The sequence below is a fragment of the Pseudomonas kilonensis genome, assembly GCF_001269885.1.
Classification (GTDB): domain Bacteria; phylum Pseudomonadota; class Gammaproteobacteria; order Pseudomonadales; family Pseudomonadaceae; genus Aquipseudomonas; species Aquipseudomonas kilonensis.
In genome coordinates this window covers 25,848-44,979 of record NZ_LHVH01000006.1, presented here as the reverse complement: position 1 = coordinate 44,979, position 19,132 = coordinate 25,848, and the positions used below count along the sequence as shown (strand labels likewise).

At 62.2% G+C, this 19,132-nt stretch carries 16 protein-coding genes; 1 reads left to right on the top strand and 15 read right to left on the bottom strand.

Annotated elements, in window-relative coordinates; genetic code table 11:
* Window positions 1-308 precede the first annotated feature (308 nt).
* The 15 genes from dtd to hutC all read right to left on the bottom strand — a co-directional run bounded on the left by dtd (window position 309) and on the right by hutC (window position 17,497).
* On the bottom strand, window positions 309-746 hold the full coding sequence (gene dtd, locus AD662_RS02015) for a D-aminoacyl-tRNA deacylase (protein WP_024618616.1): 438 nt from the start codon (window positions 744-746) through the stop codon (window positions 309-311).
* Complete coding sequence (pip, locus tag AD662_RS02010; RefSeq protein ID WP_003196909.1) at window positions 743-1,714, bottom strand: prolyl aminopeptidase; 972 nt, start codon at window positions 1,712-1,714, stop codon at window positions 743-745. Before pip ends, dtd begins: the two co-directional genes overlap by 4 nt.
* Window positions 1,715-1,819: 105 nt before the next feature.
* The gene (locus tag AD662_RS02005; protein ID WP_053185201.1) at window positions 1,820-2,734 is read right to left on the bottom strand and encodes an alpha/beta hydrolase; all 915 of its coding nucleotides are present in this window, start codon (window positions 2,732-2,734) and stop codon (window positions 1,820-1,822) included.
* A gap of 180 nt (window positions 2,735-2,914) precedes the next feature.
* The gene (locus AD662_RS02000) at window positions 2,915-3,862 is read right to left on the bottom strand and encodes a choline ABC transporter substrate-binding protein (RefSeq protein ID WP_053178190.1); all 948 of its coding nucleotides are present in this window, start codon (window positions 3,860-3,862) and stop codon (window positions 2,915-2,917) included.
* 296 nt (window positions 3,863-4,158) lie between these two features.
* A complete protein-coding gene (gene hutG, locus AD662_RS01995; RefSeq protein WP_053185199.1) occupies window positions 4,159-4,962 on the bottom strand; it encodes an N-formylglutamate deformylase in 804 nt (267 codons plus the stop codon).
* An 11-nt stretch (window positions 4,963-4,973) separates the two neighbouring features.
* Entirely contained in the window at window positions 4,974-6,176 is a 1,203-nt protein-coding gene (gene hutI, locus AD662_RS01990; RefSeq protein WP_053185196.1) for an imidazolonepropionase, read from the bottom strand.
* 135 nt (window positions 6,177-6,311) lie between these two features.
* Window positions 6,312-7,844 carry a histidine ammonia-lyase gene (hutH, locus tag AD662_RS01985; protein ID WP_053185191.1) on the bottom strand — a complete coding sequence of 511 codons (1,533 nt, stop codon included), beginning with the start codon at window positions 7,842-7,844 and terminating at the stop codon, window positions 6,312-6,314.
* 129 nt (window positions 7,845-7,973) lie between these two features.
* The gene (locus AD662_RS01980) at window positions 7,974-9,497 is read right to left on the bottom strand and encodes an HAL/PAL/TAL family ammonia-lyase (RefSeq protein ID WP_053178169.1); all 1,524 of its coding nucleotides are present in this window, start codon (window positions 9,495-9,497) and stop codon (window positions 7,974-7,976) included.
* Window positions 9,498-9,672: 175 nt separating this feature from the next.
* Window positions 9,673-10,503 (bottom strand): quaternary amine ABC transporter ATP-binding protein, encoded by an 831-nt coding sequence (locus tag AD662_RS01975; protein ID WP_052680760.1) that lies wholly within the window; start codon window positions 10,501-10,503, stop codon window positions 9,673-9,675.
* Window positions 10,500-11,351 (bottom strand): ABC transporter permease, encoded by an 852-nt coding sequence (locus AD662_RS01970; protein ID WP_003186705.1) that lies wholly within the window; start codon window positions 11,349-11,351, stop codon window positions 10,500-10,502. The genes AD662_RS01975 and AD662_RS01970 overlap by 4 nt, the downstream gene beginning before the upstream one ends.
* A gap of 71 nt (window positions 11,352-11,422) precedes the next feature.
* Complete coding sequence (locus tag AD662_RS01965; RefSeq protein ID WP_024618624.1) at window positions 11,423-12,391, bottom strand: ABC transporter substrate-binding protein; 969 nt, start codon at window positions 12,389-12,391, stop codon at window positions 11,423-11,425.
* Window positions 12,392-12,461: 70 nt separating this feature from the next.
* On the bottom strand, window positions 12,462-13,928 hold the full coding sequence (locus AD662_RS01960) for a purine-cytosine permease family protein (RefSeq protein ID WP_053178171.1): 1,467 nt from the start codon (window positions 13,926-13,928) through the stop codon (window positions 12,462-12,464).
* A gap of 143 nt (window positions 13,929-14,071) precedes the next feature.
* Window positions 14,072-15,760 (bottom strand): urocanate hydratase, encoded by a 1,689-nt coding sequence (gene hutU / locus AD662_RS01955; protein ID WP_018608013.1) that lies wholly within the window; start codon window positions 15,758-15,760, stop codon window positions 14,072-14,074.
* A 460-nt stretch (window positions 15,761-16,220) separates the two neighbouring features.
* Window positions 16,221-16,790: a HutD/Ves family protein gene (locus AD662_RS01950; protein ID WP_053185189.1), complete on the bottom strand. Its 570-nt coding sequence runs from the start codon at window positions 16,788-16,790 to the stop codon at window positions 16,221-16,223.
* Window positions 16,787-17,497, bottom strand: coding sequence for a histidine utilization transcriptional repressor HutC (hutC, locus tag AD662_RS01945; protein WP_172681130.1), 711 nt, complete (start codon window positions 17,495-17,497; stop codon window positions 16,787-16,789). Before hutC ends, AD662_RS01950 begins: the two co-directional genes overlap by 4 nt.
* 143 nt (window positions 17,498-17,640) lie before the next feature.
* Here hutC and AD662_RS01940 point away from each other — a divergent pair, with 143 nt between their 5' ends.
* Window positions 17,641-19,005, top strand: coding sequence for a formimidoylglutamate deiminase (locus tag AD662_RS01940; RefSeq protein WP_018608008.1), 1,365 nt, complete (start codon window positions 17,641-17,643; stop codon window positions 19,003-19,005).
* Window positions 19,006-19,132: the final 127 nt, after the last annotated feature.

Below are 19,132 nucleotides of genomic sequence, written 5' to 3'. Positions count from 1 at the left end.
CCGAAAACTGATCAAAAAACCAACGGCCAGATAAAGTATCTGCACGGTAACGGCGCTGAAAAACCGTCCCTGCCGACCACTCTTGCCAAGTTGGCGAGCATTGTTCCGACTCCGATGGGACAAAATGATTCCCCAAACGGTCCAGGACAAGTCTCTACCTAAGTCAAATGGACCAGCGAACGCTGATCCCCCGTAGCGCGCGATTATCTAGTAGCCCGCGTGACAACGCATCAGGGGCAGCAAAGTATTTATCGAGAAAACTCCCTGTTTTACCTCGAAACGGCACCGAAAAGATGTTTCAAACGCTTTCAGGCCTGTAACAGGAAGGTTACCGGGCCATCATTGACCAGGTGAACCTGCATGTCGGCGCCGAATCTACCTGATGCCACGGTGCCATGCACCTGTTTCGCCTGAGTTAGCAAATAGTTGAACAACTCTTCGCCCAAGGCAGGAGGCGCGGCGGTCGAAAAGCTCGGGCGCAGACCGCTTTTGGTGTCCGCCGCCAAGGTGAACTGCGACACCAGCAGCAACCCGCCACCGACATCCACCAGGGACAGGTTCATCTTGCCCTCGGCGTCGCTGAACACTCGATAGTTAAGCAGCTTGTGCAGGAGTTTGTCGGCGCTGGCCCGGGTATCCCCGGGCTCGACGGCCACCAACACCAGCAAGCCCTGATCCACGGCCCCGACGATCTCGCCTGATACTTCGACCCGTGCGCCGCGAACGCGTTGCAACAGCCCCTTCATGCTTCTTCGGGCGGCAGGTCGAGCAGGCGCCGGGCCATTTGCGCAGCGGCGCGCACCAGTGCATCGGTGATCCCCGGCTCAGAAGCGGCGTGACCGGCGTCGCGAATGACCTGCAGTTCGCTGTTGGGCCAGTTCTGATGCAACTCCCAGGCATTGTCCAGCGGGCAGATGACGTCGTAGCGGCCATGCACGATGACGCCCGGCAAATGGGCGATCTTGCCCATGTCGCGAATCAACTGGTTGGGTTCGAGGAAGGCGTTGTTGGTGAAGTAGTGGCATTCGATCCGGGCGATCGACAGCGCCCGCTGCGGTTCGGAGAAGCGATCGACCACCAGCGGGTTCGGACGCAGGGTCGCGGTGCGACCTTCCCAGGTGGACCAGGCCTTGGCCGCGTGCATCTGGGCGATCTGGTCGTTACCGGTCAGGCGCTTGTGAAAAGCGCTGAGCAGGTCGTCGCGCTCGTCCAACGGGATCGGTGCGATGTAATCCTGCCAATAGTCAGGGAACAGGCGACTGGCGCCGGCCTGGTAGAACCACTCGATTTCCTGCGGTCGGCAGAGAAAGATCCCACGCAGGATCAAGCCGTGTACCCGCTCTGGATGAGTCTGGGCGTAGGCCAGGGCCAGGGTCGAACCCCAGGAACCGCCAAACAGCACCCATTTCTCGATGCCCAGGTGTTTGCGGATGCGCTCCAGGTCTTCGACCAGGTCCCAGGTGGTGTTGTTCTCAAGGCTGGCATGGGGGGTGGACCGACCACAGCCGCGCTGGTCGAAGGTGACGATGCGGTAGAGGTTCGGATCGAAGTAGCGGCGGCTCTGTGCATCGCAGCCAGCACCCGGGCCGCCGTGAATGAACACCACTGGCAGGCCTTCTGGGGAACCGCTTTCATCGACATAGAGCGTGTGGGTGTCATCGACAGCCAGATCGTGCCGGGCATGGGGTTTGATCTGCGGGTACAAAGTCTGCATTGCGCGCTCCGTAAGGGGTCGAGTCATCCCTGTGGGGACGTCTATTTAGTCTGCCGTCCGGCATCATAAACCCGAATTACCTTTATGAGCATGTCCCCTGCGCAGTCAAAGCATGTCAGCCAGGTACGCCAGCAGCGTGCGATACATCCGATCGACCTCTGGCACCTGGCCCCGACCGCGCAGGCAACCGTGGACCAACCCTTCGCCCATGTACAACACAGAGGCTACGCCTGCGGCGTTCAGCCGCTCGCTATAAAGGACGCCATCGTCGCGCAGCGGGTCCCATTGCGCCACGGCGATCAACGCCGGCGGCAAGCCGTCCAGGTGCTCGGCGAGCAACGGCATGGCGCAGGGCGAGGGTGCAACGTCGCCCAGGTACAGCAAGTGATAGCTGTCCAGGTCATGGCTGCTCAACAGCGGCGCATCGGCACATTCTTGGCGCGATGGCAGTGCTGCCGAGCCACCGAGCGCCGGATAGATCAGCACCTGGGCCCGTGGCAACGGTTGCCCGGCATCGCGCAAGGCCAGGCACAACGCGGCGGCAAGATTGCCGCCGGCACTGTCACCGACCACCAGCCGCCGACGCGGGTCGATGGCAAAGGGGGCGGCTGCCAGATGGCGCCACACGGCGAGGCAATCGTCCAACCCGGCTGGAAACGGATGCTCTGGCGCCAGCCGATAATCCACCGCCACCACTAGCACGCCAAGGGCAGCCGCCAGCTCCATGCAGATGAAGTCATGGGAGTCCAGGTCCCCCACCACCCAACCACCGCCGTGCAGATAGAGGAGGCACGGCCAGCCGGCGGGCGGCGCTGCACCCCGTGGGTGGTAGGCGCGCGCAGCCACGCCGGCCAGCTCGAAATCCTCGATGACCAGCGCTGGCGGGCATGCCGGGGTGAACGCCCGGCACATTTGGCTGTAGGCCTGGCGCAAACCGGTAAGGCTGTCGTCCGGGCTGTTGAAGCTCTGGGTTTTGTCGATGAAGGCTGACATCTGTTCTGAGAGTGGATATGAGGCCATGAAGAACACCACCTATTGAAATGTGGGAGCAAGGCTTGCCCGCGATGGCAGTGGCACATCCAATCGTTATGTCGACTGACACATCGCTATCGCGGGCAAGCCTTGCTCCCACAGATAAATCACTCCACCACAGATAAATCACTCCACCACAGATAAATCACCCCGCCACAGCCAGGTAGGTCAATTCTTGAGACTGGCCTGCACCGCCGCCACGCCATCCTTGCCATCGAAACTGGTCACACCGACCAGCCACCGCTGCAAATCCTCGGGATGATCGCGCAACCATTGCCGGGCGACGTCCTGGGGCGTCTTGCGCTCCATGATCGGCACCATCAATTGACTCTCCTGGGCGGCGGTGAAGGTGAGGTTTTCCAGCAACCGGTTCACGTTCGGGCAGCGCTGGGCGTAGTCCGGCGCGGTCACGGTGGAGACGGTCGCGGCACCTTCGTTCGGGCCATAGACATCTTCACTGCCGGTCAGGTAGGCGATGTTCATGTTGATGTTCATCGGGTGCGGGGTCCAGCCGACGAAGACCACGAATTCCTTGCGATTCACCGCCCGTTGCACCGCGGCCAGCATCCCCGCCTCGCCGGATTCGATCAGCTTGAAGTCCTTGAGGCCGAAGTGGTTGGTTTCGATCATGGTCTTGATGGTGGTGTTGGCACCGCTGCCCGGCTCGATGCCGTAGATCTTGCCACCGAGTTGATCCTTGAACCGTGCAATGTCGGCGAAGGTCTTGAGCCCCGCGGCGGCCACGTAGTCCGGTACCGCCAGCGTGGCCTGGGCATCAGCCAGGCTCGGTTTGTCCAATACTTTCACCTGGTTGGCCGCCAGGAACGGCGCGATGTTCTTGTCCATCGCCGGCTTCCAATACCCCAGGAAGATGTCGAGGCGCTTGTCGCGGATGCCGGCGAAGATGATCTGCTGCACGGCGCTGGTCTGCTTGCTGTCGTAGCCCAGCCCGGTGAGCAACACATCGGCCATGCCGCTGGTGGCGATCACGTCGGTCCAGTTGACCACGCCCATGCGCACGGTCTGGCACGACGCCGGCTCGGCGGCCATCGCACCGGCGCTCAACAGGGTGGTACCGCAGAGGATCGACAGACAGCGTTTGAACAGTCTTTTCATCGGGAAGGTCTCGTGCGGCAGCGGATTATTGTAGGTCGGTGTCTTGTTGCACCGTGCCCAAAACATTACGCAGCGCCGAGGGGCTGAAGATGAACTGTGGCGACTCGGTTTTGCACGGTGGCGACAGTTGCTCCCGAGACTCGAGGAGAACACAAACCTGTGGCAAGCGGGTTCTGTGGGAGCAAAGCTTGCTCGCGATGAAGACGACGCGATTGCTCTGAAACAGCGGCGCCTGTATCGCGAGCAAGCTTTGCTCCCACAGATAACTCCCTCGCCACAGAGAATCGCGTTGGCGTTTATTTTTCGTAGGTTCGTTGTCCCCACGCCAGGAAGCCTTCCAGCAGTTCCTTGAGCACCACCTGAGTCGGCGCCGCCAGGTCAGCGCGGTAGTTGAACGGTTCGAACTCTTCCATGTAGGTGCTCTGGCACAATTCCAGTTGCACCGCGTGGATGTCTTCGGCCGGGTTGCCGTAATGCCGGGTGATGTGTCCGCCCTTGAACCGCCCGTTGAGCACGTGGGTGAATTCACCATGGCGAGCGCAGATGGCTTCGAGCTGGCTGGCCAGGGTCGGGTCGCAACTGGCACCGTTGAAGGTGCCGAGGTTGAAGTCCGGCAGCTTGCCGTCGAACAGGTGCGCGATTACCGAACGGATCGAATGGGCATCGAACAGCAAGGCATAGCCGAACTCGGCCTTGAGCCGCGCCAGTTCCTGCTGCAGCGCCTGGTGGTAAGGCATCCAGACCTGTTGCAGATACGTCGCCCGCTCCTCGGCCGACGGCTCCAGCCCTTCGCGAAACAGCGGCACGCCATCGAACAGCGTCGCCGGGTACAAACCGGTGGTGGCGCCGACGTACATCGGCTTGTCATCGGCGGGGCGGTTGAGGTCGACGACGAACCGCGAGTACTCGGCGGCCAGGGTGCTGGCACCCAGCTCGGCGGCGAACTCGTAGAGCCTTGGGATGTGCCAGTCGGTGTCTGGCAGGCTTTGGGCCTCGGGGATCAACCCGGCCTGTACCGCCGGGGTCAGGTGCAGGCCGGCGTGGGGCATGCTGATCAACAGCGGCACGCGCCCTTGCTTGAAATTCAGGACCTTCTCCACAACCGTTCTCCTCAATCGATTTCCACGCCGTGACGCACGACGCGTTTTTCCAGATCGCCACCGAGCCAGTACGCCAGGTCGGCCGGGCGGTCGATGTGCCAGGCGACAAAATCCGCGACCTTGCCAGCTTCCAGCGAACCGTGGGTGTCAGCCATGCCCAAGGCCTGGGCCGCATGAATCGTCGCCCCCGCCAGGGCTTCTTCCGGGGTCATGCGCAAACAGGTACAGGCCATGTTCAACATCAGGCGCAACGACAACGCCGGCGAGGTGCCGGGGTTGAGGTCGCTGGCCACGGCGATTTTCACCCCGTGCTTGCGCAAGGCATCCATGGGCGGCAGTTGGGTTTCGCGCAGGAAGTAAAACGCCCCTGGCAACAGCACCGCCACGGTGCCGGACTCGGCCATGGCCTTGGCATCGTCCTCGGTCATGAACTCCAGGTGATCGGCCGACAGCGCCTGGTAACGCGCCGCCAGGCTGGAACCGTGCAGGGATGACAGTTGCTCGGCGTGCAGCTTCACTGGCAGCCCCAGTTGTTGCGCCGTGATAAACACCCGCTCGACCTGCGCCGGGGAAAACGCCAGGTATTCGCAAAAGGCGTCCACCGCATCCACCAGTCCTTCGGCTGCCAGGGTCGGCAGCATCTCGCTGCAGATGTGTTCGATGTAGTCATCGGCGCGATCTTTGTATTCCGGCGGCAAGGCGTGGGCCGCCAGGCAGGTGCTGCGTACGCTGACCGGCAACTCGGCGCCGAGGCGGCGGATGACCCGCAACATCTTGCGCTCGTTGGCCAAGTCCAGGCCGTAGCCGGATTTGATTTCCACCGTGGTCACGCCGTCGCGCATCAGGCTTGCCAGGCGCTTGGCGGCGCTGGCGAACAGCTCGTCTTCACTGGCGGCGCGGGTGGCGCGCACGGTGCTGGCGATGCCGCCACCGGCGGCGGCGATCTCGGCATAGCTGACGCCTTGCAGGCGCTGCTCGAACTCACCGCTGCGGTTGCCGCCAAATACCGCGTGGGTGTGACAGTCGATCAGCCCCGGCGTGACCCAGGCGCCCTTGAGGTCGTTGACCGCCGGGTAGTCACCCGCCGGCAATTCGGCACGCGGGCCGATCCATTGGATGTGCTCGCCCTGGGTGACGATGGCGGCGTCTTCGATGATCGAGTAGACGCCCTGGGCCATGGTGGCGGCGTGGCAGTTTTGCCAGAGGGTTTTCATTGACGTCCTCCGTCAGATCGTTCCCACGCTCTGCGTGGGAATGCAGTCCGGGACGCTCCGCGTCCTTCCTAGAGCGGGACGCAGAGCGTCCCATGAGGCGTTCCCACGCAGAGCGTGGGAACGATCGGGTCAGCCTTACAGGCTCGGCAACAACTGCGCCGTGATCAGCTCGTTCAGGCACCGGCTCGCCAGCAATTCACTGGCCGCATTGATGTCCGGCGCAAAGAAGCGATCCTTCTCGTAAAACGGCACTTGCGCACGCAACAGCCCCCGGGCCTGCTCCAGCTTCGCAGAGGTCTTCAAACCGCCGCGCAGGTCCAGCCCCTGGCACGCCGCTAGCCATTCCACCGCGAGGATCCCACGGGTGTTCTCGGCCATTTCCCACAGACGCTTGCCGGCAGCCGGGGCCATGGAGACGTGGTCTTCCTGGTTGGCCGAAGTCGGCAGGCTGTCCACCGAATGGGGATGGGACAGCGCCTTGTTTTCACTGGCCAGGGCCGCAGCGGTGACCTGGGCGATCATGAAGCCGGAGTTCACCCCGCCATTGGCGACGAGGAACGGCGGCAGTTGCGACATGTGCTTGTCCATCATCAACGAAATGCGGCGCTCGCTCAGGGAGCCGATTTCGGCAATCGCCAAGGCCATGTTGTCGGCCGCCATCGCTACCGGTTCGGCGTGGAAGTTACCACCGGAAATCACATCGCCCTCGGCGGCGAACACCAGCGGGTTATCCGACACCGCGTTGGCCTCGATCACCAGCACCTCGGCGGCCTGGCGGAACTGAGTCAGGCAAGCGCCCATCACTTGCGGTTGGCAGCGCAGGGAGTACGGGTCCTGGACCTTGTCGCAATTCTGGTGCGAATCGGAGACTTCGCTGCGCTCGCCCAGCAGATCGCGGTAGGCAGCGGCGGCGTCGATCTGGCCTTTCTGGCCACGGGCGGCATGGATGCGTGCATCGAATGGCGAACGCGAGCCGAGCACCGCTTCCACCGTGAGGCCGCCCAGGGCCAGCGCACCGGCAAACAGGTCTTCGCCTTCGAACAGACCACGCAGGGCAAACGCGGTGGACACCTGGGTGCCGTTGAGCAGCGCCAGGCCTTCCTTGGCGGCCAGGGTCAGCGGCGCGAGGCCAGCCACTTTCAGCGCGTCGACGGCCGGCAGCCATTCGCCCTTGTAGCGGGCCTTGCCTTCGCCCAGCAGCACCAGGGACATGTGGGCCAGTGGCGCCAGGTCACCGGAAGCACCGACCGAGCCCTTGAGCGGAATGTGCGGGTAGACCTCGGCATTGATCAGCGCAATCAGCGCATCGATCACCTGCCGACGGATGCCGGAAAAACCCCGGCTCAGGCTGTTGACCTTGAGCACCATGACCAACCGCACCAGCGCATCGCTGATCGGCTCGCCCACGCCGGCGGCATGGGACAGCACCAGGGAGCGCTGCAGGTTTTCCAGGTCTTCGCTGGCGATGCGGGTCGAGGCCAGCAGGCCGAAACCGGTGTTGATGCCGTAGGCGGTGCGGTTCTCGGCAAGGATCTGTTCAACGCAGGCCACACTGGCCTCGATCTGCGCCGACGCGCTGGCGTCGAGGCTCAAGGTCACGGGTTGCTGATAGATGTCACGCAATTGAGCCAGGCTCAATTGGCCGGGAATCAGGTTTAAGGCAGTCATGTATTGCTCCTTTTGAGAGTTTTGTTTTTACCCGCCAGTCGCTCCGGAATGTTCCGTTATCCGTCACCTTCGCTTTTTGGGCGATGCCTTGTGGGCAAGAGGTGCCTTGGCACGCTGGCGCTTTTTTGATCAATTCAAATTCGGTAATACGTTGTGCAGCACGTTCGGGTCTTTGAGCAGGCCGGCGGCACTGGCGATGTCCGGCGCCAGCCAGCGATCCTGGTCGTAGGCCGGGACGCGCTCGCGCAGCAGCTTCCAGGCGATGTCGGTGCCGGCACCGAAGCGCTGGGCCTTGAGAAACTCAAAGGCCTGGGCCGCCAGCAGGTATTCGATGGCGAGGATCTGCGTGCAGTTTTCCAGCGCCCGGTGCAGCTTCAGGGCCGCGTTGGTGCCCATGCTCAAATGGTCTTCCTGCAACCCGGAGGTGACGAAATTGTCGAGCACCGCCGGTTGCGCCAGTTGCTTGTTCTCCGCGCACAGCGACGCGGCGACGTATTGCACGATCATCATCCCCGAGTTCACCCCGGGGTTGGCCACCAGGAAGGCCGGCAGGCCGCTGACGTGGGGGTTGATCAAGCGGTCGAGGCGACGCTCGGCGATGGAGCCGATCTCAGCCATGGCAATCGCCAACAGATCCGCCGCCAAGGCGACCGACTGGCCATGAGGATTGGCCTGGGACATGACCCGGAAGTTTTCCGGCCTACCCAGCAGCAGCGGATTATCGGTCACTGCGTTGAGTTCGGTTTCGATCTGTTGCCGGGCGTGGGCCAACTGGTCGCGAGCCGCGCCGTGCACCTGGGGAATCGAGCGGATGCTCAAGGCGTCCTGGGTGCGAATGCCCAGGCTCGCGGCGATGACTTCGCTGCCATCCAGCAGTGCCCGCAAGTTGACGCCGACCTTCTGCATGCCCGGGTGTGGCTTGAGTGCAATGACGTCGGCATCGAACGCGGCAATCTGCCCGCGCAGGGCTTCGAAGCTCATGGCGCCGATCACATCGGCCCATTGCAGCAGCCGCGTTGCATCGGCCAGGGCCAGGCAGCTCAGACCGGTCATGCACGGCGTGCCGTTGACCAGGCACAAACCGTCCTTGGCCCCCAGTTGCACCACTTGCAAACCCTCTGCGGCCAGGGCTTCTTGCGCCGGGATTATTTGCCCGCGATAGCTGACCTGGCCGACACCCAGCAGTGCGATGCCGATGTGCGCCATGTGGGTCAGGTAACCCACCGAACCCTGGGACGGCACTTGCGGTGTGATACCGCGATTGAGCAGCGCCAGCAGCGCTTCGACCACCCGGCGATGGATGCCGGACTTGCCCTGGCTGTAGTTGAGGATCGCGGCGCAGATAATCGCCCGGGTTTGCTCATCGGCAAGCGGCGCACCGACGCCACAGGCATGGCTGAGCAGCGTGTTGCGCGACAGTTGGCTGAGCTGCTCATCCTTGAGCGAAACATTGCACAAGGCCCCCAGGCCGGTGTTGACGCCATAGGCGCGCTCGCCGCTTGCGACGATGCGCTGGACGATGGCCTGGGCATTGTCGATCCGCGCCCAGGTCTGGGTCGACAGCTCGAGCACAGCGCCGAAGCGCGCGACGGCGACGACATCCTGCCAGCGAAGCGGGGCGCCGGTGATTACGATTTTTTCAGCCTGGGACATCTAAAGCCTCATGCACATAAAGTTGCCAATAACATTTGTGGCGAGGAGCGGATATCTGTGGGAGCAAGGCTTGCCCGCGATAAAAACAACGCGGTCTCTCTGGAACCAAGGCGCCTGTATCGCGAGCAAGCTTTGCTCCCACAGATAAATCCCCTCGCCACAACTGAGTCCTGCCTTACACCACCGCCGCCCGCCGCTGCACAAACCGATCAACATACTCATCCGCCGGCGAGTGCAGGATCTCCCGGGGCGTGCCGACCTGGATCAGCTTGCCGTCCTTGAGAATCGCAATGCGGTTGCCGATACGCACGGCCTCGTCGAGGTCGTGGGTGATGAAGACGATGGTCTTGTGCAGGGTCTTTTGCAGCTCCAGCAACTGGTCCTGCATTTCCGCACGGATCAGCGGATCGAGGGCGCTGAAGGCTTCGTCCATCAAGATGATGTCGGTGTCCGCCGCCAAGGCCCGGGCCAGGCCGACGCGCTGGCGCATGCCGCCGGAGAGCTGGTGCGGGTATTTGTTCTCGTAGCCTTTCAGGCCCACGGTGTTGATCCAGTGCAGCGCCCGCTCGGCGCACACCTGCTTGCTCTCGCCGCGCACTTTCAAGCCATAGGCGACGTTGTCCAGCACGCTCTTGTGGGGCAGCAGGCCGAAGCTCTGGAACACCATGCTGATCTTGTGCCGGCGAAATTCGCGCAGGGCGTCCATGTCCAGTTGCAGGATGTCTTCGCCGTCCACCAGGATCGCGCCGCTGGTAGGGTCGATCAGCCGGTTGAAATGGCGCACCAACGTGGACTTGCCGGAACCGGACAGCCCCATGATCACGAAGATCTCACCGGTGCCGATGCTCAGCGACAGGTCGTTCACGCCGACCACGCAACCGGTTTCGGCCAGCACCTGGTCCTTGGTCTTGTTCTGGCGGATCAGGTCCAGGGCTTCCTTGGAGCGATTGCCGAAAATCTTGAAGACATTCTTGACTTCGATCTTGCTGACGGCTGCGTTGCTCATTTGCTCACCTCATGCCGAGGACGACCATAGGCTTGGGTTATGCGGTCGATGACCACGGCGAGAATCACGATGGCCAGCCCCGCTTCCAGGCCGCGTCCGACGTTGAGGGTCTGGATGCCCACCAGCACGTCTTCACCCAGGCCACGGGCGCCGATCATCGAGGCGATGACCACCATCGACAGGGCCATCATGGTGGTCTGGTTGATCCCGGCCATGATGCTCGGCAGGGCCAGGGGCAGTTGCACGCCGAACAGCTGTTGCCAGCGGTTGGCGCCAAAGGCGTTGATGGCTTCCATCACTTCGCCGTCCACCTGGCGGATGCCCAGGTCGGTCAGGCGAATCAGTGGCGGCGCGGCGTAGATCACCGTGGCGAAAATCGCCGGGACCTTGCCCAGGCCAAACAGCATCAACACCGGAATCAGGTACACGAAGCTCGGCATGGTCTGCATGATGTCCAGCAACGGCATCAGCACCGAACGCAGGCGATTGCTGCGCGCCGAAAGAATGCCCAGCGGAATACCGATCAACACCGAGATCAGCGTCGCCACCAGCATCAACGCGAGGGTCTGCATCAGCTTGTCCCACAGGCCCACCGCACCCACCAGGAACAACAGGCCGACGATCACCGCCGTGGCGACGACCTTGCGGGTGGCGTGCCAGGCGATGCCACCAACGATCGCCAGCATCAGCCACCAGGGCGCCATGCGCAGCAGGCCTTCAAGGTTGACGATGGCCCACAGCAAGGTGTCGGAGATCTGCCGGAACACATCGCCATAGTTGGTCACCAGGGCGTCGACCCAACCGTTGACCCAGTCGGCGATGGAGAAGGTAAAGCTTTCGGGAAACATAAGAGACTCTCGATCAAGTGGATGCGGTGAACGTCCCGGCCAGCCCCACGGTTGGCCGGGAAGTATTCGACCTACAGAGCCGCGTCGATTTTCTTGGCTGCGTCTTCACTGACCCAGGCGTGCCAGACTTCAGGATGTTCCTTCAGGAAGATCTTCGCCAGTTTCGGCGACTCGATTCGTTCCTTGGCCATACGCCCGAGGTTCTGGTTCAGGATGTCGATCGGCAGGTTGACCTTTTCCAGCACCGCCACCAGTTCCGGAGCCTGGTCGTGGAAGGTCTTGGACAGGCCGACCTTGATGCTCACGCTTTTATCCACGCCTGGTTTTTCTTCGAGTTTCACCAGGTCCACCTGGCCCATCAGCGGCGTGGGCGACCAGTAGTAGAACAGGATCGGCTCGCCGCGCTTGTAGCTCGACAGCACCGCTGCATCCAGCGCCGGGCCGGTGCCTGGACGGAAGTTGGTGTAGGTTTTTTCCAGGCCATAGCTTTTCAGCATTTCGCTGTTGTCCAGCTCGCAGGTCCAGCCGGCCGGGCAGTTATAGAAGCGGCCCTTGGACGGTTCCTCCGGGTCCTTGAACACGGCGGCGTACTGGCCCAGGTCAGCGATGTTCTTCAGGCCTGGTGCCTTGGCTTCGAGCTTGCGCTTGGCGTCGCCCTCAACCACGTAGCGCGGCACGTACCAGCCTTCGATGGCACCCACGACCGGGGCACCGACGCCGACTACCTTGCCGGCCTTCTCGGCCTTGTTCCAGACTTCACTGCGGCCGACCCACTCTTCGGCGAACACCTGGATGTCGTTGCTGCTCAGGGCGTTCTCCATGGTGATGGAGTTGCCCGGCAGGCTGTCGGTCTTGCAGTCGTAGCCTTTTTCCAGCACCACTTGCAGGACGTCGGTCAGCAACATGCCACTTTCCCAATTCAGGCCGGCGAACTTCACCGGTTTGCCCGACTCGCACCAACCCGCCGCTTGTGTGGCGCCGGCGCTGGCCAGCAGGCCCATGGAAAGCAATGTGGTCAGCAGGGTCTTGTTCGACTTCATTATGTGACGCTCCTAATCAGTTGGATTGGCTTACGGCAGTCAAGAGGCATCCAGCCCTGTCAACGTCCCATCAGACCGCTTGGATGCGGCCCGCCCTGCTCGGTTGTGCGTCAACCGTGTCCTGCTCGATTGGCAGGATCAATTGATCGGGTACCGCGCTGTGCCACTTCTTGGCGACGACGTAATACAGCGCCGCCGGAACCACCAGGCCGATGATCCAGGAAATGTCCACACCGCCCATCTCTTCCACCAGCGGACCGGTATAGAACTTGGTGGCGATGAACGGCAATTGGACCAGGACGCCGAAGACATAGACGCTGATGCCGAGGGCGTTCCAACGACCATAGCGACCGTTCGGGTCGGCCAGTGCCGGCACGTCATAGCGCTCGCGAGTGATGCAGTAGTAGTCCACCAGGTTGATCGCGCTCCAAGGTGTAAAGAACGCCAGCAAGAACAGGATGAAGGACTTGAACGCACCGAGGAACGAATGCTGGCCGAGCAGCGCGATCAGGGTCGCAGCGCCGACGATGACCAACACGAAGACCAGGCGCTGCAGGCGCGTTACGTTCAGGTGACCACGAAAACCGCTGATGATGGTCGCGATGCACATGAAGCTGCCGTAGGAGTTCAGCGTGGAGATGGTGACCTTGCCGAATGCGATGCTGAAATACAGCAGCGCAGCGGTGGCGCCGGTGCCACCCAGGCCCACGATGTAGGCCACTTCGTGACCCGCGAACTGCCCATTGGCCGAGGCCGCGGCAAACACGCCGAGGATCATCGCCACCTGTGCGCCGATGACTGAACCGGCGCCTGCGGCAAAAAAGGTTTTCACCGAGGAAGTTTGGCTCGGCAGGTAACGCGAATAGTCCGCCACGTAGGGGCCGAAGGCGATCTGCCAGGATGCCGCGAGCGACACCGCAAGCAGGAAACCGCTCCAGCTGAAATGGCGGATTTGCAGGAGTGCGCCAACGTCCGTCTGGCTCATCAGGCGAGCGAACAGGTAAACAAAGGCAATCACACCAATAACGCTGGCGACACGGCCAATGAAGTGAATCACCCGATAGCCGAGCACCGTGACCAGCACGATGACGCTGGCGAAAATGAGGATGCCGACACTGTCGCTGACACCAAACAACTGGCCCAGCGCCTGGCCGGAAAGCACGGTTCCCGTTGCGGTGAAACCCAGGTACATCAGGCACACCAGCACGATCGGGATGGCCGCGCCATACACACCAAACTGCACCCGGCTGGAGATCATCTGCGGCAGGCCCAGCTTGGGCCCTTGCGCGGCATGCAACGCCATGACGCCACCGCCCAGCAGTTGGCCGATCAGCAAACCGATCAACGACCAGAACACATCACCACCCAACACCACCGCCAATGCGCCGGTGACAATGGCTGTGATTTGCAGATTGGCACCCATCCAGAGGGTGAACTGGCTCAACAGCCGACCGTGTCGCTCCGTTTCCGGGATGTAGTCGATCGAACGTTTCTCGATCAACGGCTTGCTGCTTGCACGTGTGCTGGTGACAGCCATGGTTCAACCTCTGTGGATTGTTCTGGTTCGGCGATGCTCTTTTGTGGGAGCGGGCTTGCTCGCGAAAGCGGTGTGTCATTCAACACATGCCTCGGATGTAAAACCGCCTTCGCGAGCAAGCCCGCTCCCACATGGGTTTTGCGTTATTTGCCGGTAATCATCGGCAGGTTCAGCCCCTGTTCCTTGGCGCAATCAATGGCGATCTGGTAACCGGCATCGGCATGACGCATCACGCCCGTGGCCGGGTCGTTGTGCAGCACGCGGGCAATGCGCTCGGCCGCTTCGTCGGTACCGTCGCAGACGATCACCATGCCCGAGTGCTGTGAGAAGCCCATGCCGACGCCGCCACCGTGGTGCAGCGACACCCAGGTCGCGCCGCTGGCGGTGTTGAGCAAGGCATTGAGCAGTGGCCAATCGGAGACCGCATCGGAGCCGTCCTGCATGGACTCGGTTTCACGGTTCGGGCTGGCTACGGAACCAGAGTCGAGGTGGTCGCGACCGATGACGATCGGCGCCGACAACTCGCCGCTACGGACCATTTCGTTGAAGGCCAGGCCCAGCTTGGCGCGTTGGCCCAGGCCAACCCAGCAGATACGAGCCGGCAAGCCCTGGAAGCTGATGCGTTCGCGGGCCATGTCCAGCCAGTTGTGCAGGTGGGCGTCGTCGGGGATCAGTTCCTTGACCTTGGCGTCGGTCTTGTAGATGTCCTGCGGGTCGCCGGACAGCGCAGCCCAGCGGAACGGGCCGATACCGCGGCAGAACAACGGACGGATATACGCCGGGACGAAGCCGGGGAAGTCGAAGGCATTTTCAACGCCCTCTTCCTGGGCCATCTGGCGGATGTTGTTGCCGTAGTCGAAGGTCGGCACGCCCATTTTCTGGAAGGCCAGCATGGCTTTGACGTGGACGGCCATCGATTGCTTGGCGGCCTTCACCACGGCGGCGGGTTCGGTCTTGGCGCGGGCACGGTATTGGTCCCAGGTCCAGCCGGCCGGCAAGTAGCCGTTGAGTGGGTCGTGGGCGCTGGTCTGGTCGGTGACCATGTCCGGGCGCACACCACGACGGACCATTTCCGGCAGGATCTCGGCAGCGTTCCCACACAGCGCGATGGAAATCGCCTTGCCTTCGGCGGTGTATTTCTCGATGCGCGCCAGGGCATCGTCGAGGTCCTTGGCTTGCTCGTCGACGTAGCGGGTTTTCAGGCGGAAATCGATGCTCACCTGTTGGCACTCGATGTTCAGCGAGCACGCACCGGCCAGGGTCGCGGCCAAGGGTTGCGCACCGCCCATGCCGCCCAGGCCGGCGGTCAGGACCCAACGGCCCTTGAGGTTGGAGTCGTAGTGTTGGCGACCGGCCTCGACGAAGGTTTCATAAGTGCCCTGCACGATGCCTTGGCTGCCGATGTAGATCCAGCTGCCGGCGGTCATCTGGCCGTACATGGCCAGGCCTTTGGCGTCGAGTTCGTTGAAGTGCTCCCAACTGGCCCAGTGCGGTACCAGGTTGGAGTTGGCGATCAGTACGCGAGGGGCGTTACTGTGGGTCTTGAACACGCCCACCGGCTTGCCGGATTGCACCAGCAGGGTTTCGTCGTCGTTCAGGTTGGTGAGGCTTTCGACGATCTTGTCGTAGCACTCCCAGTTGCGCGCCGCGCGGCCAATGCCACCGTAGACCACCAGTTCCTTGGGGTTCTCGGCCACTTCCGGGTCGAGGTTGTTCATCAACATGCGCAGCGGCGCTTCAGTCAGCCAGCTCTTGGCGGTCAGCGTGTTACCGCGAGGGGCACGGATTTCAACGTCACGGTATTTTTCGGGTTTGCGGGTAGCGTCGGTCACAGCAAAAACTCCTCAGCGATCAATCCAGACCAGCCCGGGCAGTGGGCAGCGATTCAGCGGACGTTGCGTTGAATATCGGTGACTCATACGCATACGTCTTTACTTGTATGTACAAGCATATGCAATCAAGCGGCCAACTTGTTAGAGGTGGTGTTCAGAAACAGTTGGGCAATTGGCTGAAAGCCTTGTGATTTAAGGGCTGCTGAGCGGCATGAAATTTTTCAAGAGGGTTTTCGAGGGGGAAATTGGAGGGTCACAGACGCGTGGTGTTGCGCCACGCTGGGGCATTCGGTAACAAGTTGGTGCACAGAAGAAACAGCAGGCAGGCACCTTGTGGCGAGGGGGATTTATCTGTGGGAGCAAGGCTTGCCCGCGATGCCGGCGACTCGATTTTCTGGCGGACCGCATCGCCCTCGTCGCGGGCAAGCCTTGCTCCCACAAGGTACTCAATAAGCTGAAATTAGTGAGCCGTCAGCTCGATCACGCAGCATTGACCGTGAGTGGAGACATCCACCAACCCGGTGTTACCGCTCAGTTGCAAGCAGTCGTAGAGGCCCAAGTCCACGGCGGACTCACCGATCCTGATAGCCAGTCCCGGAGCGGCACTGAACACCAGCACCGTTTGCGCGTCACTGAAAAACCGCTGTTGGCCGCCCAACCACTGCAACCGCGCGCGGTAACGCTGCGGCGCGTAGATCAGGTTGAAGTCGCGAATCGGTCCGCCCAGCAGTGTGCAAAACACATGGCTCTCGCCGCTGAAGGCAAAGGGGTCCAGCGGATGCAGAGCCCGCGTGGCCTGGCCATCGACGTTCAGCGTCATGCCTTCACCCTGCAAGACACTGATGACCCGCTCGTAACCGGCGAAGGTGGAAAAACCGCCCGACTCACCGATATCGGCAATCGACAGGCGCCAGCCGAAACCTTCCAGGCCGGCGCCGGCATCGCGAGTGATTTCCTCAGTGCTGCCGCCACCGTTTTTCCACGGCATGCGTGGGTAGTCTGCCGCGCGCAAAACCTTCAAATGGCTCATTTATGAAAGCGCCCTTCCAGACTGTGACGGGAGCCTGGATGGATCAGGCGTGCGGCGGTCACCGGCTGGCGTCCGGACCAGGTACGGCGACGGATCAACAGGCACGGCTCGCCCTTTTCGATCTGCAGCAACTTGCATTCGCTCGGCTCGGCCAGGATCGCCTCGACCACATGCTCGCCTTCGGTCAGCGGCGCGACCTGGTTGAGATAGGCGTAGGGCGTTTGCACGGTGAAGTCCTGCTTGAGGTATTCAGGCGCCACCAGTGCGTTGACGAAGCGGTCCTCGATTTGCACGGGGATGTCGTTCTCGAAATGCACGATCAGCGAATGGAACACCTTCTGGCCTTCGCGCATGTCCAGGGCCAGGGCCCGCTCGGAACCGGCCGCCTCTTCTTCCAAAGTGATGACCTTGCAGGAGTGGCGATGACCACGGGAGGCGATTTCGTCGGCGATGTTGTGCACTTCGAACAACGCGGACTGGCTCTTGGGCTCGGCCACGAAGGTGCCGACACCCTGCATGCGCACCAACAGGCCGTCGGCGGTCATTTCCCGCAGCGCACGGTTGATGGTCATGCGACTGAAGCCCAGTTGGCTGACCAGTTCGCTTTCCGACGGCACGCGGTAATGCGGCGGCCAGTTTCCACTGTCGATCTGCTGGGTGATCATTTGTTTGACGCGGGCGTACAGGGGTGCCGGACTGTCACCCATGTTTGCGGCCAGCGGCGGTTTGGCAGGCGGAGTCGACACGGCGGTTCCTTGTTCTGCGGATAAGAATGCTAGCTTGCCGGAGTTTACCGGCCAGGCAAACGTCTGTATATGTATATACAAATTACGCACGATGAGGTTGAACCATGTCCGCCTTCTTTGCCGAATGCGCGCTGCTGCCTAGTGGATGGGCCCATGATGTACGTCTTGAGGTCGATGCCGAAGGCGTCCTGACCCATGTCCAGGCCGGTTCCCACGCAGACGGCGCCGAACGGCTGGGCGGTCCGCTGTTGCCGGGTATGCCGAACCTGCACTCCCACGCCTTCCAACGGGCCATGGCCGGGCTGGCGGAAGTGGCGGGCAATCCCAACGACAGTTTCTGGACCTGGCGCGACTTGATGTACCGCCTCGTCGGAAAAATCAGTCCCGACCAACTCGGCATCATCGCCCGTCAGCTGTACATCGAAATGCTCAAGGCCGGCTACACTTCGGTCGCCGAATTCCATTACGTGCACCATGATATCGACGGCACGCCCTACGCCGACCCGGCGGAACTGGCCTTGCGCATCAGCCACGCCGCCAGCGCCGCTGGCATCGGCCTGACGCTGCTGCCGGTGCTCTACAGCCACTCCGGTTTTGGCGGCCAGGCGCCCAATGACGGGCAACGCCGGTTCATCAACAGCACCGAAAACTACTTGAAGCTTCAGTCACGCCTGCAGCCGATCCTGGCCGGGCAGCCGTCCCAGGCGCTGGGTCTGTGCTTCCACTCGCTGCGTGCCGTAACGCCCGGGCAGATCCAGGATGTGCTGGCCGCCAGTGACCGCGAGTGCCCGGTGCACATTCACATTGCCGAGCAGCAAAAGGAAGTCGATGACTGCCTGAGCTGGAGCGGCGCCCGCCCGCTGCAATGGCTGTACGAAAACACCGAAGTCGACCAGCGCTGGTGCCTGGTCCACGCCACCCACGCCAACGCCCAGGAAGTCAGCCTCATGGCCAGGAGCCGGGCGATTGCCGGCCTGTGCCTGACCACCGAAGCCAACCTGGGGGACGGGATTTTCCCGGCCGTGGATTTCCTCGCCCAGGGCGGGCGCCTGGGGATCGGCTCTGACAGCCATGTGTCATTGAGCGTGGTCGAAGAATTGCGTTGGCTGGAATATGGCCAGCGCCTGCGGGATCAACGGCGCAACCGCTTGTATCGAGCGGATCAGCCGATGGTCGGCCGCACCTTGTTTGACGCGGCGCTGGAAGGCGGTGCCCAGGCCCTGGGGCAACCGATCGGAGCCCTTGAAATCGGCAAGCGTGCCGACTGGCTGGTGCTCGATGGCAACGACCCGTACCTGGCCACGGCCCAGGGTGACGGGATCCTCAATCGCTGGCTGTTTGCCGGCGGCGATCGCCAGGTACGGGATGTGTGGGTCAAGGGCAAGCGCGTGATTGAAAACGGCCGTCATCCTGACGAACGCGAGGCCGCTGCGGCGTTCACCCAGGTACTAAGGGAATTGCTACGCTGAAATGTCGATTCATCATTGTCCTGCAACGACGCTCTATTACACATAAGTCAACATCCAACAATCCACCATAGGGATTTGGTCTTGCCAAAGGCGGACCAAATCCCTTCCTCCAGCCTGCAGCCCATCC